The sequence below is a fragment of the uncultured Aquimarina sp. genome (assembly GCF_947492115.1).
Lineage (GTDB): Bacteria > Bacteroidota > Bacteroidia > Flavobacteriales > Flavobacteriaceae > Aquimarina.
Genome location: NZ_CANLMM010000004.1, coordinates 115,254 through 141,519 on the forward strand (window position 1 = coordinate 115,254; position 26,266 = coordinate 141,519).

The 26,266-nt window shown below is 34.7% G+C and carries 12 protein-coding genes; 10 read left to right on the plus strand and 2 right to left on the minus strand.

Features of this window, described 5'->3' with window-relative positions:
* Nucleotides 1-91 precede the first annotated feature (91 nt).
* The 10 genes from Q1A73_RS13690 (at nt 92) to Q1A73_RS13735 (ending at nt 23,560) form a co-directional block, all read left to right on the plus strand.
* The gene (locus Q1A73_RS13690) at nt 92-3,337 is read left to right on the plus strand and encodes an RICIN domain-containing protein (protein ID WP_299606616.1); all 3,246 of its coding nucleotides are present in this window, start codon (nt 92-94) and stop codon (nt 3,335-3,337) included.
* 35 nt (nt 3,338-3,372) lie between these two features.
* Nucleotides 3,373-6,534, plus strand: coding sequence for an RICIN domain-containing protein (locus tag Q1A73_RS13695; protein ID WP_299606618.1), 3,162 nt, complete (start codon nt 3,373-3,375; stop codon nt 6,532-6,534).
* 290 nt (nt 6,535-6,824) lie between these two features.
* The gene (locus Q1A73_RS13700) at nt 6,825-10,109 is read left to right on the plus strand and encodes an RICIN domain-containing protein (protein WP_299606621.1); all 3,285 of its coding nucleotides are present in this window, start codon (nt 6,825-6,827) and stop codon (nt 10,107-10,109) included.
* Between the two features lie 453 nt (nt 10,110-10,562).
* Nucleotides 10,563-14,942 carry a carbohydrate-binding protein gene (locus Q1A73_RS13705; RefSeq protein WP_299606623.1) on the plus strand — a complete coding sequence of 1,460 codons (4,380 nt, stop codon included), beginning with the start codon at nt 10,563-10,565 and terminating at the stop codon, nt 14,940-14,942.
* A 212-nt stretch (nt 14,943-15,154) separates the two neighbouring features.
* The gene (locus Q1A73_RS13710; protein ID WP_299606625.1) at nt 15,155-17,422 is read left to right on the plus strand and encodes a carbohydrate-binding protein; all 2,268 of its coding nucleotides are present in this window, start codon (nt 15,155-15,157) and stop codon (nt 17,420-17,422) included.
* 271 nt (nt 17,423-17,693) lie between these two features.
* Nucleotides 17,694-19,862 carry a glycoside hydrolase family 9 protein gene (locus Q1A73_RS13715; protein WP_299606626.1) on the plus strand — a complete coding sequence of 723 codons (2,169 nt, stop codon included), beginning with the start codon at nt 17,694-17,696 and terminating at the stop codon, nt 19,860-19,862.
* Nucleotides 19,863-19,996: 134 nt separating this feature from the next.
* The gene (locus tag Q1A73_RS13720) at nt 19,997-21,376 is read left to right on the plus strand and encodes an MATE family efflux transporter (RefSeq protein WP_299606629.1); all 1,380 of its coding nucleotides are present in this window, start codon (nt 19,997-19,999) and stop codon (nt 21,374-21,376) included.
* A gap of 150 nt (nt 21,377-21,526) precedes the next feature.
* The gene (locus Q1A73_RS13725; protein ID WP_299606631.1) at nt 21,527-22,600 is read left to right on the plus strand and encodes an OmpA family protein; all 1,074 of its coding nucleotides are present in this window, start codon (nt 21,527-21,529) and stop codon (nt 22,598-22,600) included.
* 117 nt (nt 22,601-22,717) lie between these two features.
* Nucleotides 22,718-22,945: a hypothetical protein gene (locus tag Q1A73_RS13730; protein ID WP_299606632.1), complete on the plus strand. Its 228-nt coding sequence runs from the start codon at nt 22,718-22,720 to the stop codon at nt 22,943-22,945.
* 45 nt (nt 22,946-22,990) lie between these two features.
* On the plus strand, nt 22,991-23,560 hold the full coding sequence (locus Q1A73_RS13735) for a phosphatase PAP2 family protein (protein ID WP_299606634.1): 570 nt from the start codon (nt 22,991-22,993) through the stop codon (nt 23,558-23,560).
* A gap of 5 nt (nt 23,561-23,565) precedes the next feature.
* Here the strand turns inward: Q1A73_RS13735 and Q1A73_RS13740 are convergent, their stop codons facing one another.
* Nucleotides 23,566-24,489, minus strand: coding sequence for an expansin EXLX1 family cellulose-binding protein (locus tag Q1A73_RS13740; protein ID WP_299606635.1), 924 nt, complete (start codon nt 24,487-24,489; stop codon nt 23,566-23,568).
* Between the two features lie 109 nt (nt 24,490-24,598).
* Complete coding sequence (locus Q1A73_RS13745; RefSeq protein WP_299606637.1) at nt 24,599-26,107, minus strand: BCCT family transporter; 1,509 nt, start codon at nt 26,105-26,107, stop codon at nt 24,599-24,601.
* Between the last annotated feature and the right edge of the window lie 159 nt (nt 26,108-26,266).

Sequence of the window (26,266 nt, forward strand, 5' to 3'; positions counted from 1 at the left end):
ATTCTTTAATAAACAATACGATTACTAAAACTATAACGTCGGAAAGCTAGAGTAGAGCTAACTTTCGGGCAACTAAACTCAACTAACAGTCATGAAAAATTTTAAAACTCTCTTAAGGAGGTATGTTTTGGTGTTTTTAATCGCCATCGTATCTTCTGTAAATGCTAAAAACATTTACGTATCGAAAAACGGGAATGATTCTAATCCCGGAACACAAGCCAAACCCTATAAAACTATTTCAAAAGCATCTTCAGTTGCGCAACCAGGCGATGTTATTGTTATTGGAGGGGGTACCTATGAAGAAGTCATAAGACCAGCAAGATCAGGGCAAGCGGGTCAACCGATTACATATACTTCAAAACAAGGAGAAAAGGTGATCATCAGTGCAATGCAGGCGCTTAGCGGTTGGCAAAAAGACAATGGAGCTATTTACAAAACCAAAATAAATTGGGATTTGGGACAAGAAAACTTTGTTCTAAATGGTAATACAGCAATGGATTTAGCTAGATGGCCTAATAATACAGATGGAGATCCTTTTACATTAAATTCTCGTAGAAATGATGGAGGTAGTGGAAGCAATGTCGTTAACGGAGCTTTTTTAACCTCTTCACAAATTCCTAATATTAATTGGTCAGGAGGATCTGTTTTCTTTTATGGGGATAAACCTGGATCAGGGTGGATCGCTTGGAAAGCATTTATTAATAGTAGTTCTTCAGGAAGGGTGAATTTTACACTTGATAAAAATCCTGCTTGGATTAGAACGTTTCATGCTCCAGCTGATAAAGGAGATTTCTATTTAGAAGGAGTAAAAGGAGCTTTAGATTATCAAAACGAATGGTGGTTTAATAAGCAAACAAAGGAACTATTTGTGCAAATGCCAGGTGGGCGAGCACCAGTTAATGGAGTTGTACAAATGAGAAGAAGAACAACAACCGTAGATCTAAGTGGTAGAAGTTTTATTCATATCAGAAACCTCGCTGTTTTTGGAGGATCGATTAATATGCCTAGAAATTCAAACAATAATGTGATTTATGGTGTTTCTTCTTTCTATGGGAATCATACACAAGGAGTTCAAAAAGGTTTTTCCGCCAATAAACAAAGCGTTTTGATGGAGGGAAATAATAATACTATAGAGCGTTGTGAGATAGCTTTTGGAGCTGCCAATGGTATTAAGGTAAGTGGTGATAAAAATAGAATTCTTAATTCTAGAATTCATGATTTTAATTATATCGGATCTTATGATGCACCTATAAATGCTAGAGGTGGAAAAAATACACTTTTCAAAGGAAACACAATTTTTAGAGCCGGAAGAGATGGTATTCAATTCTTTAATAATAGAAGTGAGTTTGCCTATAATGATGTATACAGATCAAACTTAATTAATGATGATTGTGCTTTACTGTACACGGTGGGTGGACCGCATTATGGAGAGATTCATCATAATTGGTTTCATGATAGTGAAGGTAGAGGGAAATTAAGAAAAGCTGCAGCCATATATTTAGATAATGATGCAGAAGCATTTTCAGTACATCATAATGTAGTATGGAATGTAGAGTGGACTGGAGTCCAGATTAATTGGAATGGTAAAGACATAGATATTTTTAATAATACTTTAGTTAAGACAGAAGGAGGAGCAATGGGAGCTTGGCATAAGCCAGGAACAGCATTTTCAAATGTAAAAGTTTGGAATAATATTGCCGATGTTAGAACTGAAGATGACCCTTCTACACAGGAAGACGAAGGTACTTTTGAAAGAGATGCGGATAAACAAAATAATGTAATTACTAAATTAGGATATACGAACTACAACGGAAATGATTTTACGTTAAGGTCAAACTCTCCAGCCGTAAATGCTGGTAGAAGAATATCTGGTATAACAGATGGTTTTGTTGGATCTGCACCAGATGCCGGGGCATATGAATATGGAGGAACAAAATGGGTTCCTGGAATCAACTGGAATGCAGATTTAGGTCCTACAGGAAATGGATGCTATGGGCTACCAGGAGAAGATTGTAATGTTAGTACTACTCCAGATGAGGTTACTTTTGTAAATCCAGCAACGACTATTCAACCACAAACTTCCTACGATTTTAAAGTGAATTATAGTGCTTCCACGAATAGAGAAATTGTGGTAGAATTTTGGTCATCAACTGGCTGGTTAGGTCAGCAGATGGTTACGGTGAATGCAGGTACAGGCACAGCAAATGTTACCGTTGATTTAGCCTCTGCACCAAGTCCAGGTACCGGATATATCTACAAGGCACATATAAGACCAGTAGGAACTACTTGGCAAGAAGCTATCAATAGAGATCAGGTAGAAAATGTAACTGTTGCGAACCAAACATTTGCAGATAAGGTTTCCTTTAATAATGCACCAACTACTATTGTACAAGCTACTTCATATTCATTTGATATTAATTATGAAGCTTCTACTACCAGAGATATCATCGTAGAGTTCTGGTCATCTACAGGTTGGATTGCACAACAAAATGAGCAAGTTGCCAAAGGTTCAGGTACAAAAACAATTACTGTTAATCTACCTAGTTTACCTGCAGCAGGAAGCGGATATGTTTATAAAGTTCATATCAGGCCATTAAATTCATCTTGGCAAGATGCTATCGCTAGAGATCAGGTAAATAATGTTACGGTAAATGCTCGTTTTACTCAGTTAATTTCAAATGGTATTTATCATATAGAATCTCCTCAGAATAATGAAAGATTATTAGCTCGTGCCTTAGAAAGCCATAGTGCCAGAATGCATAAGCCAGCAAATTTTGATGATCAGAAATGGGATATTAAGCATGTGAGTGATAATTCATATACCATTAGAAACGTGGGGACTAATAGATATTTAGAAGTTCCTTATGCTCGTTGCGAAAATGGAACTAATGTTGCCACATGGACCGATGATGTAGATTCACATAAAAAATGGAAAATCGTTACGAATGGCAACGGTATTTATGGGATAAAACCAATGCATTGTTTGTCGAGAGGTTTGGATAGATCCGGAGGAGCAGTTGGAGCAAACGCTATTATCTGGAATTATAGTAGTACCAATGCAAATCAAAAGTGGAAGATTTTATCTGTTGGAAACAGACAGGATCCTACATCAGATGATTCATTATTAGCAGTATATCCAAATCCATCCAAAGAATCGATTGCTATTTTAGGAGTTGAGGCTAATGATATTGTCACTATTTATGATATCACCGGTAAAACAATTAAGAAAGCGAAACTAACTTCTGTAGATGAATTGATATCTATTTCAGACATGGAATCTGGAGTTTATATCTTATCTGTTTTCGGAAAAAGTAAAATACAATTTGTAAAAGAGTAAATAAGCTAATTAAATTAATTTATAATAATCAAACCATGAAAATTAAATTTTTAATTGGCTTTCTCTGGGTAGTTTTTACCCAGAGTTTACTTGCCAAAGACTATTATGTCGCAACTAACGGGAATGATAGTAATAATGGTTCTTTAGGTAGTCCTTTCAAAACTTTTGCTAAAGCAGTTTCAGTAATGAAAGCTGGTGACGTTTGTATTATCAAAGGAGGAGTGTATACAGAGCCTTTAGTAATTAATAAAAAAGGAACACCAAATAATTATATCACCTTTAAAGCTGCAGATGGAGAAAATGTAAAAATCAAGGCAACAAAGTTTATAAATGGATGGCAATTACATGCAGGTAATATTTATAAAGCTTCTGTTAACATGACCATTGAAGAAAGGTTTAGGAATGTGTACCATAATCAACAATATATGGATTTGGCTCGATGGCCAAATAATGTTGATAATAATAGATTTACGGTAGATTGTAAGTTTGTTGATAATGGAGGTAGTAATTATTTCAGTGTTTCAGGGGTACCAAACTTCGATTGGACAGGCGGATTAGTGTATTATATAGGAGGACATTCTGGTACAAGTTGGACGAGAAGAATTACTCGTAGTACCGGAAATAGAATTGAACATGCAGGAGTGAATATTAATAAATGGCCATTCAATCCTCATAACCCGACAATTGTAAGAAATGGACATAGAGGACAATTGTATCTGTTTAATAAGTTAGAAGCCTTAGATTATGCCAGAGAATGGTATTATGATACTTCTACTAAAACGCTTTATTTTCAGCCAGCTAATGGTAAAAAACCTGCTAATAATACTGTAGAGTATGCTACTCGTAAATTTATTGCTGAAATAAAAGGAGATTATGTGAAAATTCAAGGTATTGAGTTCTTTGGTGGAAGTGTAAAGATCAATGGACGTTCTAATATCTTTGAGAATAATAAAGTAATCCATGGTAGCGAAGGTTTTGACAACATAAATAGTACGAGTGCAGGAGTAGGTGAATCCTCAATTGAAGTGTTGGGACCAAATACCATTATAAGAAATTGTACTGTTAATCATAGTTCTGCAAATGGAATTTCGGTTCAGAGTTGGGCAAATGCTCATAATTCTATTATCGAGAAAAATACGATTTCTAATATCGATTATTTAGGAATTCATGCAACACCAATTAGAACGAGAGCAAATAATGTAAAAGTCTTAAAGAATAAAATAACCAATTCAGGACGAGATGGAATGTATGTTAGTGGAGATAATTGCGAAGTTGCTTATAACGATGTATCGAGAGCGCAGTTAATTAATGCTGATTCAGGAGTTTTTTATACGGTTGGTGACGATAGACGAAAAGGAACAGAAATCCATCATAATTGGTTTCATGATTCAAAACCACCTTCATATGCTGGAAATAAAGCTGCAGGGATTTACCTAGACAATAATAGTAAAGGATATGTTGTCCATCATAATGTAGTATGGAATGTATCTTGGACTGGTTATCAGGTAAACTGGAATAATGAACATTTAGACTTTTTTCATAACACTATCTGGAATGCAGGAGAAGCAATGGGTTCATGGGTAAATGGTTATCCACAAAGTAATAATAGAGTTTATAATAATTATTCGAATAAAGAAGGATGGCATGAAGCGCCAGGATTTGATTACAAGAATAATATTATAAATGCTACTTCTCCATTTGAGAATGCAAATGGTCTAAATTTTATGCCAAAATCTAATGGATCTGTAGTAAATAGTGGAAGAGTAATTGCAGGATTCGAAAAAGCTTATAAAGGTTCTGCACCAGATATTGGAGCTTACGAACGAGGAGGAACGAGATGGACCGCAGGAATTGATGCAATAGAAGATACAGGAGAAGGAGATGTAGCTAATGATCAAATAGCATTTATCAATCCTTCCACTACAATTGCTTCTCAAACTTCCTATGATTTTGAAGTGCAATACAATGCAGATACCAATAGAGATATCGTGGTTCAATTTTGGTCTGCTACCGAATGGTTAGGTCAGAAAAGAGTTACCGTGGGTAGTGGTTCTGATAGTATAACTATAACGGTCGATTTACCAATAGCACCAATCCCAGGTTCTGGATATGTTTATAAAGCAGATATTAGACCTGTAGGAGCTAGTTGGCAAGAGGCAATTGATACAGATCAGATTAATAATGTGATTGTGCAAGGCCAAATATTTGAAGATAAAATATCTTTTAGTAATTCTCCGAATAGTATGGTACAAGCCACTTCTTATACTTTAGATGTAAACTATGCGGCTTCTTCTAATAGAGAAATTGTAATGTCTTTTTGGTCAGCTACAGGATGGATTGCAGCGCAAGAGGAAGTAGTAGCAGCTGGAAATGGATCTAAAGCAATTACAATCGATCTTCCGAATATGCCACAACCTGGCCCAGGATATTTATTTAAGGTTCATATTAGACCTGTAGGAACCGGTTGGCAAGATGCATTAGCTGCTGACCAGACAAATGATATTACGATTACTAAGCTTTTTACGCAGTTAATCCCAAATGGTATTTACCATATTGAATCTCCTCAGAATAATGAAAGATTATTAGCTCGTGCCTTAGAAAGCCATAGTGCCAGAATGCATAAGCCAGCAAATTTTGATGATCAGAAATGGGAGATTAAACATGTGAGTAATAACTCATATACCATTAGAAATGTAGGAACTAATAGATATCTAGAAGTTCCTTATGCTCGTTGTGAAAATGGAAGTAATGTTGCCACCTGGATCAATGATTTGGATTCTCATAAGAAATGGAAAATTGTTACCAATGGAAATGATATTTATGGGATAAAACCAATGCATTGTTTATCGAGAGGTTTGGATAGAGCCGGAGGAGCAGTTGGAGCAAATGCTATTATTTGGAATTACAGTAGTACCAATGCAAATCAAAAGTGGGAAATTCTATCGGTAGGAAACAGACAAGATCCTACATCAGATAATTCATTATTAACAGTATATCCAAATCCATCCAAAGAATCAATTGCTATCCTAGGAGTTGAGGCTAATGATATTGTTACCATTTATGATATCACTGGTAAAACAATTAAGAGAGCGAAACTAACTTCTGTAGATGAATTGATATCAATTTCAGACATGGAATCTGGAGTCTATATATTATCTGTCTTTGGAAAAAGTAAAACACAATTTGTAAAAGAGTAAGAAACTCTGAGAACTATCTAATTAAAAGAAAACACTCCTTATACGTTTATCAATAATTTGGTAAACGTATAAGGTGATGTTCGCGAACTAAACTGATTGATATTTTAGATCAAAATTTTTAGGGGAAATTATCTATATCCAGAGCAAAAAAAATCTTGATATAGTCCTAAATTATATAATGGTCTCAAAATATCCAACGAATTCTTTTTGAATCCTAGCGATTAATAAAATAGAAAAACAACTTTTAAATGTAGTTTATACATTTAAAAACCAAAAACTACTCAAAAACCATGAAAACTAACCAAAAACTTCAATTCATATTGCAAAAATATGTTTTGATATTATTCTTAACGCTAGCGTCATCGTTATGTGCTAAGAATATTTATGTTGCCAAGAATGGGAACGATAATAATCCCGGAACCCAAACTAAACCATATAAGACGATTGCAAAAGCTTCTTCGGTTGCTCAAGCAGGAGATGTGGTGATCATTGGAGGAGGAACGTATGAAGAATTGTTACAACCTGCACGATCTGGAACGGCAGGAAATCCAATAATATACAGATCCAAGACAGGAGAAAAGGTAATCATAACAGCAATGCAAGCTGTTAATAATTGGACGAAAGACCAAGGAAAGATCTATAAGGCACAAGTGTCTTGGGATTTAGGACAAGATAACATGGCGCTACATAAGGGTCAACTGATGGATCTTGCTAGATGGCCCAACAATGTAACCCAAAACCTATTCGAGCGTGATTATTTACCTGCTTGTAATAGAGGTGCCGCAGGTGGTGGAAAAACTTGGTTAAATTATAATGGAAGTCAATCCAATGGGCATGCTACAAGTATTCCTCATGCTGGTAAATGGGAAAATGGAGGTTCGATTCACTTTTATGGTGGAGCAGGATTTTTAGCCTGGACAGATTATGTTACCAATTCCTCTTCTAGTAGAGTGGATTTTAAATTACAAAGAGCACAAAACTGGATTCAATTAAGACATAATCCTGGATATACTGGACACGGTATCAAAAAAGGAGAGTTTTTTCTTCAAGGGATAAAAGAGGCTTTGGATTATAAAAATGAGTGGTTTTATGATAAAAAAAATAAAACACTTTATGTTCAAATTGAAGGTGGAGGAGCACCAGCAAACAATTCTATTCGTTTTAGAAGAAGAACACAAACTATAAATCTAAATAAAAATTACATTCACATTGAAGGAATAGCTGTTTTTGGCGGTTCCATTGATATTAGTGGTAATAATAATAAGTTGTACGCGGTTTCAAGTTTTTATGGTAATCATACTTTAGGTGTTATCAATGGGTTTGACTCAAGACGACAAAGTGTTCTGATCACAGGTAATAGAAACCTTATCGAAAAATGCGAAATTGCTTGGGGAGCAGGAAACGGAGTTTATGATAAAGGGGATGATAATAGACTCTTGAATTCTTATGTTCATGATTTTAATTATTTAGGAAACTATGATTGTGTGCTTAATACTCGTGGAGCAAAACGAGGAAAATATAGAAACAATACCCTAACTAGAGCAGGTAAAGATGTAATTCAAGCATATGTTGATGGTGGAGAGTTTGCATATAATGATATTAGTCTTAATAACTTTATAGCAGATGATGGAGGATTACTTTATACAACCAATGCAAGAGCTGCTAAATCATCTATTCATCATAATACTTTTCATGACTCTAAAGCTCGAACTGGTAGATTTAAAGGAGCAGGAATTTATTTGGATAATGATTCTAAAAATTGGGATGTCCACCATAATGTTGTATGGAACACTAAATGGACCAATATACAGATTAATTGGGATGGTACAAACCTCAATATTTTCAATAACACCTTTGCTAAAGGTTCTGCAACCATGGGAGCATGGCACAAACCAGGCACTCAATTCAGTAATGTAAAAGTTTGGAATAACATTACAGATAAAGAAGCCACAGATCAAGATGGAAATCAAGAAACTGAAAGTACTTGGGAGCCTCAGTCCGATAAGCAGAATAACTTAGTAAGCAGAAATTCTTTTAAAAACTATAATAATAATGATTATACTTTAAAATCAGGAGCTCAAGCAATTGATTACGGAAGAGTAATTAGTGGATATACAGATGGTTATCAAGGAAACAAGCCTGATGTAGGAGCTTATGAATTTGGTGTACCACCATTTAGAACAGGAATCAACTGGAATTCAGATTTAGGTCCTACAGGAAATGGATGCTATGGGCTACCAGGAGAAGATTGTAATGTTAGTACTACTCCTGATGAGGTTACTTTTGTAAATCCAGCAACAACTATTCAACCACAAACTTCCTACGATTTTAAAGTGAATTATAGTGCTTCCACGAATAGAGAAATTGTGGTAGAATTTTGGTCATCAACTGGCTGGTTAGGTCAGCAGATGGTTACAGTGAATGCAGGTACAGGCACGGCAAATGTTACCGTTGATTTAGCCTCTGCACCAACTCCAGGTACTGGATATATCTACAAAGCACATATAAGACCAGTAGGAACTACTTGGCAAGAAGCTATCAATAGAGATCAGGTAGAAAATGTAACCGTTGCGAACCAAACATTTGCAGATAAGGTTTCTTTTAGTAATGCACCAACTACTATTGCACAGGCTACTTCATATTCATTTGATATTAATTATGAAGCTTCTACTACCAGAGATATCATCGTAGAGTTTTGGTCATCTACAGGTTGGATTGCACAGCAAAATGAGCAAGTTGCCAAAGGTTCAGGTACAAAAACAATTACTGTTAATCTACCTAGTTTACCTGCACCTGGAAGTGGATACGTTTATAAAGTTCATATTAGACCATTAAATTCATCTTGGCAAGATGCTATTGCTAGAGATCAGATAAATAATGTAACAGTAAATGCTCGTTTTACTCAGTTGATTCCAAATGGTATTTATCATATAGAATCTCCTCAGAATAATGAAAGATTATTAGCTCGTGCCTTAGAAAGTCATATTGCCAGAATGCATAAACCAGCAAATTTTGATGATCAGAAATGGGAGATCAAGCATGTGAGTGATAATTCATATACCATTAGAAACGTGGGGACTAACAGATATTTAGAAGTTCCTTATGCTCGTTGCGAAAATGGAACCAATGTTGCCACATGGACCGATGATGTAGATTCACATAAGAAATGGAAAATTGTTACCAATGGTAATGATATTTATGGGATAAAACCAATGCATTGTTTGTCGAGAGGTTTGGATAGAGCCGGAGGAGCAGTTGGAGCAAACGCTATTATCTGGAATTATAATAGTACCAATGCAAACCAAAAATGGAAAATTCTCTCTATCGGAAACAGACAGGATCCGACAACAGATAATTCATTATTAGCGGTATATCCAAATCCATCCAAAGAATCGATTGCTATTCTAGGAGTTGAGGCTAATGATATTGTTACCATTTATGATATCACTGGTAAAACAATTAAGAAAGCGACACTTACTTCTGTAGATGAATTGATATCCATTTCAGACATGGAATCTGGAGTTTATATCTTATCTGTCTTTGGAAAGAGTAAAACACAATTTGTAAAAGAATAGATCAACTAAAATAATTTCAGAACCTATAATAGTGGGTGAAATGAATCCTTCTAAATGCCCCTTTTTAAATTCTTAAAATATTTTGTAAACAATAAACAAATAAGTTAAATAAAAGTTAAAAAACTAATTCAATTTAGTAGGATTATGATACTCAAGCACTCATTTTAGGTAAAAATAGAATAGAATAACACAAGGATTAACTATCGAATTCTAGACAAAAGTTAACGAATTCTATTCGCGAAATATCGTTTAATAAATTCTTAAAAAAAACAGAAATTTTTGGCCCTTTAACTCAAGAACTTTTTAAAACGTTTAATACGTGTTAAAAGCTGTTAACTGGATGGTTATGTGGATTTTAGCATTGGAATTTAACGCAATAAAATCCGTTCTTTGAGGTCTTACATAAACTCATACATATTTAAAAACTACACACGCAAAAAACAATTTAAAATTATGAAATTAACCAAGTTTAATGCTTTCTTAGCATTGTTATTCTTAGGATTTTTAGTCCAAGGACAAACCCCAGAAGGAGAATTAAAACGGTGGCATAAAGTCACCTTGACATTTAACGGACCTAATACGTCCGAAACAGCAAGTCCCAATCCATTTTCAGATTATCGTTTGGATGTAACATTTACACATCAAGGCAGTAATGCCAGTTATACAGTACCAGGATATTTTGCAGCTTGTGGTAATGCAGAAAATAATGGTTGTAATTCAGGAAATAAGTGGAGAGTACATTTTGCTCCTGATAGAACAGGTACATGGAATTGGTCAGCTTCCTTTAAATCTGGTTCTAATGTAGCTATTAATGGAGGAGGTTCTAATGCAGGATTTATGAATGGAGATACTGGATCTTTTAATGTAGCAGAATCAAACAAGTCTGGAAGAGACTTTAGAAGTAAAGATCTTGGAAGACTAAAATACATTGGAGAACATTACTTAAAGCATGTTGGATCAAATCCAGGTAGCCCTAACGGACCTTGGTTCGTAAAGGCAGGAGCAGATTCACCGGAAAATGCGTTCAATTATGTTGATTTTGATGCTACACCAAGTTATAACAACAACCTTAATAAAATAGGAAATAAAACTTGGCAACCACACCAAAGAGATTATGTAGCCGCTGATGCTTCTGCATATACTTGGGGAAATGGTAAAGGAACCGAAATCTTAGGTATGATCAATTACCTTTCTAGCGAAGGAGCTAATGTTGTTTCTTTCCTAACCTGGAATACTTCAGGTGATGGTGGAGCAGTTTTTCCTCATGTACTAAAAGTTTCTGAGCAAGAGTACGGAAATACTTCCAGAGCACAGCAGTGGAATAAAGTACACCACGATAGATTTGATGTATCTAAAATGGCTCAGTGGGAAAAAGTGATGGAGTATGCCGATAAAAAAGGAGTATATCTGCACTTTAAAACCATGGAGACAGAAAATGATAATAAAATGGATGGTGATAATTTCGGTAGAGAAAGAAAATTATACTATCGAGAATTAATTGCTAGATTTAGCCATCATTTGGCATTAAACTGGAACTTAACAGAAGAAACAACGTTAAAAGATCAAGTTGCAAAAGCGACTGCTACCTATATCAAGAATATTGATCCGTATGATCACAATATTGTGATTCATACATATCCAAATCAGCAAGATCAACGATATAATCCATTATTAGGAAACAACTCTGATTTAACAGGAGCTTCTATTCAGACAGGGAAGAACAATGTTCATAATGACGTAAGAAGATGGCTTGAAAAATCCAGAAACTCTGGTAAGAAATGGGTGGTTGCAAATGATGAGCAAGGACCAGCATCTACGGGAGTTAGAATTTCTGACAAAGAAGTAAGACATAGAATCCTTTGGGCTACTTTAATGGCAGGAGGAACAGGAGTAGAATATTATAGCGGTTATACCAATGATGATGGTGATATTAATGGTAATGACCATAGAAAAAGAGGTAATAAATATAAAGAAGGAGGTTACGCTCTTAATTTCTTTAATCGTTACCTACAATCTAATATGGTAAATATGGTAAGTTCTGATGGAGTAACATCAGATAGTAATGATTACGTATTTGCTAAGGCAGGAAGTGTATATGCGGTTTATAGACCTGATGGTGGATCTACAGGATTAAATTTACCAGGAGGTAATAATAAATATGATGTACAATGGTACAACCCACGTTCTGGTGGGAATTTATCCGCTAAACAAACACTAGGAAACAATTTAGTTGCTCCAGATAATAATGACTGGGTAGCATTAGTAACCAGTAAAGATGGTGATAATAATGGAGGAGGAAATTGTGGTACAATTTCTATGCAAGCAATTACAGATTTCCCTACACTTTCGGTTGCTGGTTTTTCACCTGCCTATAAAGATAATGCCCGAAATGCTTTAGCAATTAATGCTGCACAATACAAAGATAAGTTTGCTGCTGCAGAAGCAACTTTTAATGGAGAATCAGGAACTTATGATATCAATTTAGCTACACTTACAGAAATTGATGGAGAATCAACATACAGAGTTTCTGTTAATGGAACACGTATTGGTGAATTTGTAAACCCAACAACCAGCACGGATTATACTGCATCAGGTACAACTTTTACAGGTATTCAGGTTACTAAAGGTGATAAAATTAGAGTAGAATTTAACTCTCATACCAATGGTACCATACCAGAAGGTAATAGTACTGCATATTCTAGAGGAAGATGGACAGCTTTAAACTTCACTTGTACCGACAACGGAGGTGATGGAGGCGACGGCGGAGACGGCGGTGGCGATGGAGATAACTGTATCCCAACGGAACAAAATGGAATTGTAGCCGTAGAAGCGGAGAAGTTTGAAAGCCAAACTAAAGTAGCTGATAGAAAATGGTATGTATTAGATGGTAGTGGAGCTTCAACTCCTACACCAGACCCAGATCCGGATCACTCTAATGGAGCTAGTGGAGGCGGATACTTAGAAATCTTACCAGATACGCGAGTAACTCATAGTGATCCATTAGTAAATGGAGTAAGTTTTTCTAATACTCCTGGACAAGTAGCGATCATCGATTACAAAGTTAAGTTTACAAGTGCAGGAAGATATTTTGTGTGGGTTAGAGCACATTCTACTGGATCCGAAGATAATGGAATTCATGTAGGATTAAATGGAAACTGGCCATCATCAGGTGCCAGAATGCAATGGTGTGCTGGTAAAAACCAATGGACTTGGGAAAGCAAGCAAAGAACCAATGCAAATCACTGTGGAGAAGCACAAAAGATCTATTTAGACATTCCTTCTGCAGGAGTGCATACAATCTCTTTCTCTATGAGAGAAGATGGTTTCGAAATGGATAAATTTGTGTTATCAAAAGCATATAATAAGCCGTCAGGTGCAGGACCAGAGGTATTCTATACAGATTGTCAGGATCAAAATACAGCTCCTCAAGTTTCTGTCACGTCTCCTGCCAATGGAGCAAGCTACGATATAGGTCAAACAATTCCATTAGTGGCCAATGCTTCTGATAGTGATGGATCTATTGCAAAAGTTGAGTTTTATATCAATAACAACTTAACAGCTACAGAGCAAGTTGCGCCTTATGAAACATCAACAACCATCAATACTGCTGGTAGTTATACAATTACTGCAAAAGCTACTGATAATGATGGAGCAACAAAGACGTCTTCTCCAGTAACTATTACTGTTAAAGATGATTCTACTCCACCAACTAATGCAATCGATATTCCTGGTTCTTTTGAAGCAGAAGATTTCGAATTAAAATCAGGAAGTGTACGAATAGAAAATACTCCAAATAGTACTGGTAAAAACCTAGGGTTTATTAATAATGGAGATTTCGTATCATACAACGTGAATGTGGATACAACTAGCGAATACACTCTTGATTTCTATGCTTCTAGTAAAGGAACAGGTGGTACTGTGGATATTCTTGAAGCAGGAACAGTTGTAGGATCTGTATCAATACCAGTTAATGGGCAATGGCACGATTACAAGAAGTATTCTACTTCAGTGTCTCTTTCTTCGGGAGAAAAAGAATTGAGATTCGTATTCAAAGGAGGAGCAGGATATCTGTTTAATGTAGATAAAGTGGTTGCGACAAAAATACAACCAGTAGAGCAAACCGTAACGCTTACTCCAATACATGATGCATACATGCAAGGATCAACAAGATTCAATAACGATATGGTTCGTGTAGAATCAAATAAGAGAACAGGATATTTAATGTTTGACCTTTCTTCTATCAACGGAACCATTACCAAAGCAGATCTTAAGTTCACTGTATATTCTGATCCTGGAAATGGAAACATTAGTATAACTAAAGGAAACAGCAATAACTGGACAGAAGGTAATTTGTCAAATTCAAACAAGCCTGGAAAAGGAACTCAGTTAGGATCTCTAAATGCTAATTTCCCAGAAGGTAGCACAAAGACGATTCCACTAAAAACTGGACAGATATCAGGAAATAGACTTTCGTTGATTATTGATGCGCTTTCTGGAAATGATTTTGCTTTTGCATCTAAAGAAAATGGATCTGTATCGAAACCTCAGTTAGTAATTACATATACTACAAATAGAGATGATGGACAGGTAGAAGATGATATTACATTATATCCAAATCCAGTTGTAGATGTAATCAATATTTCTGGTTCTACTGCAGGAAAGACAATCAAAGTATTTAATACCGTAGGTGTTCTTGTAAAAGAAGTAGCATTAACGGATGGTCAAAATACTGTTGATATGAGCAACTTGTCATCTGGATATTACATCATAAATATCTTAGAAGCAGGTAAAACGAATAAGATTCTTTCTGCTAAGAAAGTATTAAAACGTTAATCAAATTCTTTCATCTTTTATTAGATCAAAATAGAATTAAAGAGAATAATAGGGAAATAGGCGGTCATTTTGGGACCGCCTTTTCCTCTAATGTATTATCAGTATAAATGGTAAAAGGTTTTAAATTTTTTACCTCAAAACATTTAGATATTCTCTTGTTATGCAATCTGAACAAGATTGAGTTTTGATCTAAAAATAAAACGATTTTAATCATGGAAAAAAATAACAAATCAATCATATTCTTATTGTTATGTATGCTAACAGTAAGTGTTTTTGCGCAACCAACACCTCCAAATGGAAAGAAATGGGAAAAAATAGACATCATGTCTGATGAATTTAATGGTTCTTCATTAAATACTAATAAATGGGCAATAAATAGTCCTCAATGGGAAGGTAGAAAACCGGCCAGATTTGAAACATCTTCAGTTTCTGTTGGTAGTGGGAATCTTAAGATTTCTGCTTCTAAAAAGACCAATCCATTCAACGGTTGGACTCATAATGGAGGTCTTGTTAGATCCTTAACAAAAAATACATACGGATATTACGAAACCCGAATGAAAGGTAATAAAACCTTTATGTCATCTACCTTTTGGCTTATTAATCAACGAAATGAAGGTAGTGGATGTAATCTTCGTGTAACAGAGTTAGATATTACAGAGACGGTTGGTGTTAATTCTAATGGAGCCAATTGGGTGAATAATATGATCACCAATATGAATTCCAATACACATAGTAGAAATACCAATTGTAATAATACACCTGTTGGACAGCAAGGAAACAAAGCTCCATTAGGAGAAGCTTCTTGGAAGAATTATCATACTTATGGAGTTTGGTGGAAAAGCAAAAGTGAGATTTTATTTTATCTAGATGGTCAGTTTGTTGGGCAAATAAAGCCACCAGCAGATTTTAATCTTCCAATGTATTTACGCATGGTAGTTGAGACTTACGATTGGAATCCACCAAAAAATGGTCAGGATGGAATGAATGATTCTCTAGAAAATCGTACTACCTACTATGATTGGGTACGTTCTTATCGATTAGTAGACGATACAAATCCTAATACTCCTCCAACAGTTAATGTTACGGCACCAACAAATGGAGCAAGTTATCAGGTGGGTCAAACGATACCTCTAAAAGCGAATGCATCCGATAGTGATGGATCTATCTCCAAAGTGGAATTTTTTATAAATAATGGTTTAACAGCGACAGAGCAGGTTGCTCCCTATGAAACAACAACTGTTATTAATACAGCAGGAAGTTACACTATAACAGCAAAAGCCACGGATAATGATGGTGCTGTAAAAACTTCTCAGCCAATTACAATTACTGTTAAAGATGATTCCACTCCACCAACTGATGCAATTGCGATACCAGGTTCTTTTGAAGTGGAAGATTTTGAAGCTAAATCAGGTAGCGTAAGAATAGAAAATACTCCAGGTACTAATTCTGGTAAGAATTTAGGATACATAAGGAATAATGATTTTACGACCTATAAAGTAAAAGTAAATGGAACTAGCCAATATACTGTAGATGTTTATGCTTCTAGTCAAGGAACTGGTGGTAAAGTTGATATTTTAGAATCGGGGAATTTAGTAGGTTCGGTAAATATCCCGGTTAATGGACAATGGCATGACTATAAGAAATATTCCACAACAGTTTCTCTTTCTTCAGGTGAAAAAACCTTAAGATTATCGTTTAAGGGAGGTGCTGGTTATTTGTATAATATCGATAAAGTTGTAACTACAAAAATTCAACCTGTTGAGCAAACGATAACACTAAGTCCGATACATGATGCGTATATGCAAGGATCTACTCGATATAATAATAGTATGGTTCGCATAGAATCAAATAAGAGAACCGGATTCCTAATGTTTGATCTTTCTTCCATTAACGGAACAATTACAAAGGCTGACCTAAAATTCACCATATTTTCTGACCCAGGAAATGGTAACATTGCAATCAATAAAGGAAATAGTAACAACTGGACTGAAGCTAATTTATCCAATTCAAATAAGCCAGGAAAAGGAACACAATTAGGTTCATTAAACGCTAATTTCCAAATTGGAGCTACGAAAACAGTACCTCTAAAGACTGCTCAAATTTCAGGGAATAGACTTTCGTTAATCGTGAGTGCACTTTCAGGAAATGATTTTGCATTTGCTTCCAAAGAGAATGGATCTGTTAGCAAACCACAATTAGTAATTACATATACTGTCAACCGTGATAATAATGATGCAAATGAAATTGTATCACTATATCCAAATCCTGTAATCAATAGCATTAATTTTTCTCAAGAAATGACAGGAAAGACGATTAAGGTCTTTAATGTTCAAGGATTATTAGTAAAAGAGAAATTAATGAAAGAAGGAGAGAATTTTATGGACGTGAGTAGTTTGTCATCTGGATATTATATCGTTAATATTTTAGAAGCAGGAAAGACAAATAAGAATATCAAGTCTATAAAAATAATTAAACAATAGTTTAGGTAACCAAAAACAAATATTGAATAACTATCAATAGAGTTCTAACACAAACTCAGCCAGGAGAAACTGTCTTTTTCATTAAAGGCAGTTTCTCTTCTTAATTTTAGAATAACATAAAAAATGTTCTTGTAGGATTTTTTTTCAAAAACTAAAAAAGATCTTATCACTCTCTTAACAAATCAAAAAAAATATAATATAAAGGCTAAAAAAGGAGTTAATAATGACTTATCAAACCACACAAATTATATAAACACAAATCATTCAAAACATGAAAAAAAACTTACTAAGCTTATTGGTAATCTTTTTGGGATTACAAGGAACACAAGTCGTCGCGCAATTTAATTACGGAGAAGCATTACAGAAATCAATTTTATTTTATGAATCCCAACAATCTGGAGTATTGCCTGATTGGAATAGGGTAAGTTGGAGAAGTGATGCTGGAGTAAATGATGGTCAAGATGTAGGATTAGATCTTACTGGTGGATGGTTCGATGCTGGAGATCATATAAAATTTGGATTTCCTATGGCATTTTCAGTTACTGCATTAAACTGGGGGTTTTTAGAATACAAAGATGGATATGACGCGGTAAATCAAACAGAACATTTTAAAAGAAATATTAAGTGGGTAACCGATTACTTTATTAAATGTCACCCAACAAAATTTGAGTTTTATGCTCAGGTTTCTAAAAAAGGACAGGATCATAGTTTCTGGATGCCAGCAGAAATGATAGATGTTCATCCACAATATGGACAAAGAGAATCCTTTAAACTAGATACGAGTCATCCAGGAACGGAAGTAGTTTGTGAAACAGCTGCTGCATTAGCTTCTGCTAGTATAATTTTTAAAGACAGTGATCCAACCTACAGTGCTACATTGTTACAGCACGCCAAAGATTTATATGAATTTGGTGAAACATATAAAGGTAAATATACCGAAGAAGGTGGTATTCCTGCTGTAGGAACCTATTCTTCTGGCGGATACGAAGATGAATTAACTTGGGGAGCACTTTGGTTGTATAAAGCAACAGGAGATAATACATACCTGCAAAAAGCAGAAGCTACCTATGGAGAACCTGATTATCTATGGAGTCTTGTATGGGACGATAAAAGATATGGTAATATGGTATTGTTAGCAGAACTTACGGGTAAGCAACAATATATTGATAATACAGAAAGACATTTACAATTTTGGATTGATAATGGTAATGGAATCACGTATTCTCCAGGAGGTCAGGCGCATTTAACGCAATGGGGATCACTACGTCACTCTATGAATGCAGCATTAACAGCTTTGATCTTTGTGAATAATGTAAGTACTCCTAATAATCAAGACTATTATGACTTTGCTGTAAGTCAGGTAAAGTATGCTTTGGGAGATAATCCAAACAACCGAAGTTTAGTAACTGGATTTGGAGTAAATCCACCAACTAAGCCACACCATAGAGGTCAACATTCTAGTTGGACTCGAAGCGAGTCTATCCCAGAGGAATCTAGACACACTTTGTGGGGTGCATTAATGGGAGGACCTGGAAACCCTGATGATGTATTTGTTGAGAATCGTTCAGATTTTCAGGCAAATGAGGTAGCTTGTGATTACAATGCTTGTTACCAGGGTGTATTAGCAAAAATGGTCATGGATTTCGGAGGATCAGAATTACCAAATTTCCCAACAGAAGAAGACTCTGGAGTAGAGTTTTTAAATGAAACTAAAATCAATAGCGAATCTGGGAGGTTTACAGAATTAGCAATTTGGTTAAATAATAGATCGGCTTGGCCAGCTCGAGTTCCAGGAAGTCTAACAGCTAGATATTTTATCGATATCACGGAAGGAATTAATGCGGGATACGCTCCAGAGGATTATGAAATCACAGGAAGAGGAAATGGTGGAGCAACAGGTGGATTGCAAGCTTGGGATCCAGATAACAATATTTATTATGTAGAGGTTGCGATCGATAGTGACCAAATGCCTTTCCCAGGTGGTCAAGGAGAACATAGAAAAGAAATTCAGGTAAGAGTATCGGTGCCTAATAATGCTGCGGAAAGCTCTTGGGATCCTACCAACGATTTTTCTTATGATGGTCTAAGTAGTACACTAATAGAATCTGAGAGAGTACCAATTTATGCAGATGGAGTTTTGGCTTGGGGTATCGAACCGTCGAGATCATTATCCGTAGATGAACTTGAAACATTAGGATTTCAATTATATCCTAATCCAGTAAAGAATGAGCTGTATCTTTCTGGAGATTTATCTAAAATTCAAAATTCGACAATTGTTATTTCTGGAATTACTGGTGCCACAGTAAAGTCTGTGAAAGTGTCTGATGTTACTGCAAATCAAATTTCAATACCAACATTGGATTTGTCTTCGGGAATGTACTTTATCAGTTTAACAAGCACTAACGGAAGTACAGTCACTTCTAAATTTATGAAGAACTAATTTGTAAAACTACAACAGTTTGATAAAGAAAAAGGTGCTTGAGAAAGCACCTTTTTTTTGTGCTTAAAGTTCCGTTAATCATACAATATTCCAAAAAGGAATCTCCTTATCTTTGACAACTTTAAATTGTATTCATGTTGCAACAATACACAAAAGAGTTTAACTATAACCTTCGGTTAGCAGCTCCAGTTATGTTAGGTATGCTTGGACATACTTTTGTGGGATTGATAGATAATATCATGGTAGGTCAATTAGGTACTGCGGAATTGGCAGCTGTATCTTTAGGTAATAGTTTTATGTTTATAGCAATGTCTCTTGGAATAGGATTTTCCACTGCTATTACTCCGTTAATTGCCGAGGCTGATGGTGAGAACAATTTTGCAAGTGGAAAGCTCGCCTTTAAGCATGGACTATTTTTATGTACTACTCTTGGAATTATCCTGTTTTTAGGAATTCTTGTTGCCAAACCCTTAATGTATTACATGGAACAACCTGTAGAGGTTGTAGAATTGGCGATTCCCTATTTAGATTTAGTAGCAGTTTCATTAATACCCTTAATTATTTTTCAGGCATTCAAACAATTTTCTGATGGATTATCCATGACCAAGTATCCGATGTATGCTACATTAATCGCCAATATTGTAAATGTATTTTTAAACTACTTATTAATATTTGGAAAATTTGGTTTACCGCAAATGGGTATCGTTGGTGCAGCCATAGGGACTTTGGTCTCCAGATTGATAATGGTTGTTTTTTTATGGTTCTTTTTAAAAAGAAGAGAAAAATCTAAAGCTTATGTTACTAATATTAAGCTCTTTGTTCTTCAAAGTAATATGCTCAAAAAGATACTTACGTTAGGGTTTCCTTCTGCGTTACAGATGTTTTTTGAAGTGGGAATTTTTACATCCGCGATTTGGATTTCTGGGATATTAGGTAAAAATCCACAAGCAGCAAATCAGATAGCACTAAACCTGTCTGCTATGACTTTTATGGTCGCTATGGGACTAAGTGTCGCAGCCATGGTACGAGTAGGTAATCAAAAAGGACTGCAACAATATAGAGAGTTAAGAAGAATTGCTTTTTCGATCTTTCTACTCACATTTTTTATCGAGATTATTTTTGCCTTGTGTTTTATTATTTTTAATAATATGCTACCAGAAATTTACTTGGATGTAGATGATATGGAAAACCTTGTGGATAATACAGAAGTAATGACTATTGCCGCAAAGCTTTTATTGATTGCTGCTTTGTTTCAAATATCTGATGGAATCCAAGTAGCAGTACTAGGAGCATTGAGAGGATTACAAGATGTAACAATACCAACAGCTATTACATTTTTTGCTTATTGGGTGATTGGTTTTCCAGTTAGTTTTTATCTTGGGTTGTATACAGAATATAAAAGTGTAGGAATTTGGATTGGCCTATTGGCAGGTCTAACAACATCGGCTTTATTACTTTATGCTCGTTTTCATTATTTGAGTAAAGATTTGGTAATTAAAAAGGATAATTCATAGCAGTTTTGGAATCTTTTTTGTCACTTACAATATAGATAGTTTTGGTTCGTTTCTTTTTTTGGACTAGTTTTTGTTACTTGTCAAAGTATATTTCATATTAAGAAATATTTAACTATATTTCGAATATATCTAAACCTGAAAAGAAAAGAGATGAACAGCCCAAAATCTAACCTTTACCTTTTATTGATTACCATTGCTATGATTAGTGTTACTTCTAATGCAATAGCCCAAAATTTAATTCCTAATCCAAGTTTTGAAGAAACCAATCCTTCAGTAAAAAAGATGAAGCACGCCATGAGAAACTTTGGTATTCTTTCAGATTGGAAAACCTTAACAAATACACCAGATGCGCATCATCCGGCAGTTAGCGAAATGAAATTTACTCACAAAGCTCCTGGTTTTCTTGATCAGTTTGGTCCTCAGGAGCCAAGATCAGGTGAGGGTAAAGTAGGTTTATATATAACTAGTAATAATACTAAAGAATCTATAGTAACTAAATTAAAAAGTCCTTTAAAAGCTGGTAAATATTATTATTTTCATATGTATGTTTCCTTGGGAGAAGGTGATATCACTAATTCTTGTACATCATCTATTGGATCTTATTTTACTGCTAGAATGCCAAGATTTACAGAAACATCAGAATATAAGCTACATATAGAGTCCTCGGAGATGATTTGTGATACACAAAATTGGACAAAGGTATGTGGAGTATATAAAGCAAAAGGAACTGAAAAATATATCTCAATTGGATATTTTTCCGACAATCCAAATGGGAAATCATTAAGATCTGGAAGTACATTCAGTGATGCATATTATTACATTGATGATGTGGAGCTAAGAGAGATGCAAGATGTACGAGGAGTTAATGTAGATGCTATTTGTGATATGGCATTAGATTTCTCCGATATCGAATATCTAATCGGAGAGAGTGAAGTATATGAGGAAATCAAAGCTGCTTTAGATTCGTACTTACAGTATTTAAAAGTATTCAAGTTTAATAGCATAAAAATAGTAGGTCATGCCAATGATTCGGAAATTGAATTCGAAAATGAGATCCTATCATCTGCTCGTGCAGGTTTTGTAAAAGACTATTTAATAGCCAATGGCATCGATGAGACTTTAATAACTTATGAGGGTGTTAGTAATTCCCAGCCTAGAGAAGAAGAAGGAGTTGATAATAATGAGTTGGGATCCAATGCTAGAGTACAAATTATTATCGAATAATAGGCATTAGAAAGATATTTAAAAAGAGGTAAATTCTAATTTATAGATTTACCTCTTTTTGTTTTTGTTACTTTATCTGTAAACTTTGTAGCTTTGCTGAATATAATTTAAGTGTATATGAGTCTTCCAAAATTCTTATTAGGTGATAATACCGATTATCCTGATGCCATCTTTGTAATCCATACGGAGTTTCCAAGGTTTGTGATCAATTTAGAAAACGATGAGGTCGAATGGTTCGAAGAATTTGATAAAAGCGATGAGAAAGAACTTGAGAGCGAAGCTGAGAATTTATTCCAGGCTGCTAATGATTTTTATGATCGTGAGATCGAACGATACGAAGAATAGGATTATAAAATCATATATTTATCAAATAAATAACCAACTGTTCCTATGGATGAAATCATACAACTAGATAAAGATCTTTTTTTATATCTGAACAACTTAGGCACGCCGCTTTGGGATGGATTTTGGTTATTTATGACCGAAAAAATAAATCAAGCCCCTTTGGTTTTGATATTGCTATATTTCTTTTATAAATATTTTGGTCTTCGTGGAACTATTATTACACTAGTTGTAGTTGCAGCTTTAATTACCGTATCGGACCAATTATCTAACTTGTTTAAAAATGTGATCTTTATGAGACCAAGACCATGTCAAATAGAAGGTGTTGGTGAGTTTACAAGGTTTATTGCTGAAAGATGTGGGAGACATGGGTATTTTTCGGCACATGCTTCTACAACGATGGGAATTGCATTTTTTACTGGATTAGCATTACAGAAAAGGCTTAAATACATCTTTCCTTTTATGGTGCTTTGGTCTGTTATAGTAAGCTATAGTAGGATTTATATTGGAGTACACTATCCTGGTGATATTATAACAGGAATGGCTATAGGTATTCTACTAGGACTTGGAGCATATAAACTACATACATTTTTAGTAGCAAAATACGGTACCCAATAACACGCCTATTTTATAATTATTTTTTGAGGCTTTTTATTTTCGATAGACAAAAAGTATAAGCCAGATTGTAATGAAGAAGTGTTTATAGAATTAGCGTTTCCTTCTTTTATTTTTTTACCATTACTATCAGAAAGTACCCAAGGTCTAGAATTATTAGTGAAATATAATATTTCAGAAGCAGGATTTGGATAAAAAGAAAGTTTGGTTGTCTCAAGGTCATCTACAGATAGTGCTTCTGTGCATTCTGATGGAGTAGAAAATTGTTGTCCAGTATTATAATCTACGTTTAAGTCTATCGGAATATTTTCAAAGGTTAATTCTTCTCCTAAAACAGAGGTGATTCTTAAATTCATGGGAGAAGCAATACCATCCGTTTCAATAAAGAAATTGAATAACTCACGGTTTACCGATTTCCAGGTATTATCAGGTAATTGATATTCCATTTTGGAGATAGCATGCCTAATATCTCTAAATTGTATTGCTGTCCAATATATACTGGAACCTTCCTTAAAATTAACTTTTATAGATTCGTTATTCGCAATATTGCAAGGCACAAATTTCCACGATATTTGTACTCTTCCATCTACAATGTCTGCTATCATACCAAAAGCCTGTTCTGTCATATCCACATCGCCTTCAGCACATTCTGGGCATCGGTCTACAACTTTTAGTTGTACGCTGCCTTTTGCTCCAGTTACTTCGATGCAAGCTCCACATGCATTACTGCTGTCGTAGTCAATTGTATTTAGTGCGCAATGCATATAATCTCCTGTTGCTACAGGCAAAGAACAATTTCCAAAAATACCTCCATCAACACCATCGTAGTAAGTACCTTCTCCTGTATGAACTGTATCATTACAGTTTTGTGCATTTAAGTTGAACATACAGATAAATGCAAGGTTATATATGAGTGTTACGTAGGTTTTCATAAGTAAAGTTTTAAGTTGGTATATTTATGTATGTATCATTACGCAGAAAAACAGGTATTAGTATATTTCACCACAATTTTTACCGATTAAATAATATCACATATTAATTTTAGTCGATTTTAGACTTTCTAAAATCTATAAAGAACAATAGGATCATTATAACCATTAATAACGAAAAAGGGAGCGAAGTAATAATTAGTAGCTTTTGCATTGCGGTCAAGACGTTAATGTCTTCTTTGGCATTTCCTAATAGTATGATGCCAATAGCAAATATAGTAAGTACAATACTCCATAATAAACGATGTTTTTTAGAAGGATTTTGTTTGCCCTGATCAGTAAACATGCTGAGTACAAAGACTGCTGAGTCTAAGGATGTAACTAAAAAACTAATAAGTAGCAGTATAACAGTTGTATTGATAAATCCTTGAAAAGGATAATTTTCAAAAAAAACAAAAATAGAACTAAATACATTGTCAAACTCTCCCTGATAGAAATCAAGATTGTCTACTATTTGAAATGCAGATTCACCAAATACGGTAAACCAGAAGAAAGTTCCTAATGACGGTACAAGCAAAACACCTATGATTAATTCTCGTAGTGTTCTTCCTCTAGAAATTCTGGCAATAAAAATACCAGTAAAAGGAGCCCAAGCAAGCCAAAAGGCCCAATAATAATAGGTCCAATCTGTTAGGAAGCTTTCTCCAGGATCATAAACTCCATATGCAATACTTAAGGGAATGAAATCAACTATATAATGGAAAAGCGAATAACAGAATTGAGAGAGAATCGATACGATATCGCTCTGAGTAAAAACAAAAACCAACAAAGCAAAAGTAATATAGATATTCCAAGTGGAAATCACCTTTATTCCTCTGTTTACGCCCTTAAAAACCGATATGAATGCCAAACCAGAAATTATGATTAGTAAGAGGATTGTAATTTTAGAATCAAAATTTGTCTGTAATAAATGATCAAGTCCTCCTTTTATTTGAGTGGTTCCTAATCCAATCGCCGCTACTAGTCCAAATACGGTCGTTAATATTGCAAGAATATCAATCCCCTTAAACACCAAGTTTTGAGTGTTTTTGGAAACGATGATGCTTTCTAATGAACTAAAAGCGCTACTAGACAGTACTTTTTTGGATCTCACAAAAAGATAATATCCAATAACAATCGCAAAAACTGCATAAAACGCCCATGCCGTAAAACCCCATTGATAAAAGGTATACTCTAACGCTATGGTTTCTAACGTATTGTTAGTGTAAATAGGAGCATAGCATCTCATAAATACAGGTTCCTGAACCGCTCTTAATAATATCCCAGATCCCATTCCCGCACTATATAACATGGATATCCAAGCAAGTCTAGAAAATTGTGGTCTGTCTTGCTCCTGCCCTAAACGACGTTTGCCCCATCGTGAGATTGCTAACACTAGTAAGAGTAAAACTGTTCCTAGCCCTAACCATAAATAAAAACCACCAAACCATTTTCTTATGAAAATCGAAGTAGTTTCAATTTGTGTATAGACTTCCTCAGTGAATATGTAAAGAAAGAAGGAAAAAAATAAAAGAATGCCTAATGAGATTTTTAATAAACTACTCGAAGTATACTTAGACATCAGAAGTAATATTAGTGTTACTTTTTTAAATTATTTTTCTAAATGTACAGGTTTTAATTTTTATAAATTGAAAGTTTGAGGAAAACACCCCATTTTTTTGAAGATTATTTGCAAAGATTTTAATTTTTTTATTTTAACTTGTAATAGTCATTTACACAT

What these genes read in the sequence shown, in the direction of transcription:
- Q1A73_RS13690 (WP_299606616.1), top strand. Translation starts at nt 92, where the DNA reads ATGAAAAATTTTAAAACTCTCTTAAGGAGGTATGTTTTGGTGTTTTTA.
- Q1A73_RS13695 (WP_299606618.1), top strand. Translation starts at nt 3,373, where the DNA reads ATGAAAATTAAATTTTTAATTGGCTTTCTCTGGGTAGTTTTTACCCAG.
- Q1A73_RS13700 (WP_299606621.1), top strand. Translation starts at nt 6,825, where the DNA reads ATGAAAACTAACCAAAAACTTCAATTCATATTGCAAAAATATGTTTTG.
- Q1A73_RS13705 (WP_299606623.1), top strand. Translation starts at nt 10,563, where the DNA reads ATGAAATTAACCAAGTTTAATGCTTTCTTAGCATTGTTATTCTTAGGA.
- Q1A73_RS13710 (WP_299606625.1), top strand. Translation starts at nt 15,155, where the DNA reads ATGGAAAAAAATAACAAATCAATCATATTCTTATTGTTATGTATGCTA.
- Q1A73_RS13715 (WP_299606626.1), top strand. Translation starts at nt 17,694, where the DNA reads ATGAAAAAAAACTTACTAAGCTTATTGGTAATCTTTTTGGGATTACAA.
- Q1A73_RS13720 (WP_299606629.1), top strand. Translation starts at nt 19,997, where the DNA reads ATGTTGCAACAATACACAAAAGAGTTTAACTATAACCTTCGGTTAGCA.
- Q1A73_RS13725 (WP_299606631.1), top strand. Translation starts at nt 21,527, where the DNA reads ATGAACAGCCCAAAATCTAACCTTTACCTTTTATTGATTACCATTGCT.
- Q1A73_RS13730 (WP_299606632.1), top strand. Translation starts at nt 22,718, where the DNA reads ATGAGTCTTCCAAAATTCTTATTAGGTGATAATACCGATTATCCTGAT.
- Q1A73_RS13735 (WP_299606634.1), top strand. Translation starts at nt 22,991, where the DNA reads ATGGATGAAATCATACAACTAGATAAAGATCTTTTTTTATATCTGAAC.
- Q1A73_RS13740 (WP_299606635.1), bottom strand. Translation starts at nt 24,489, where the DNA reads ATGAAAACCTACGTAACACTCATATATAACCTTGCATTTATCTGTATG.
- Q1A73_RS13745 (WP_299606637.1), bottom strand. Translation starts at nt 26,107, where the DNA reads ATGTCTAAGTATACTTCGAGTAGTTTATTAAAAATCTCATTAGGCATT.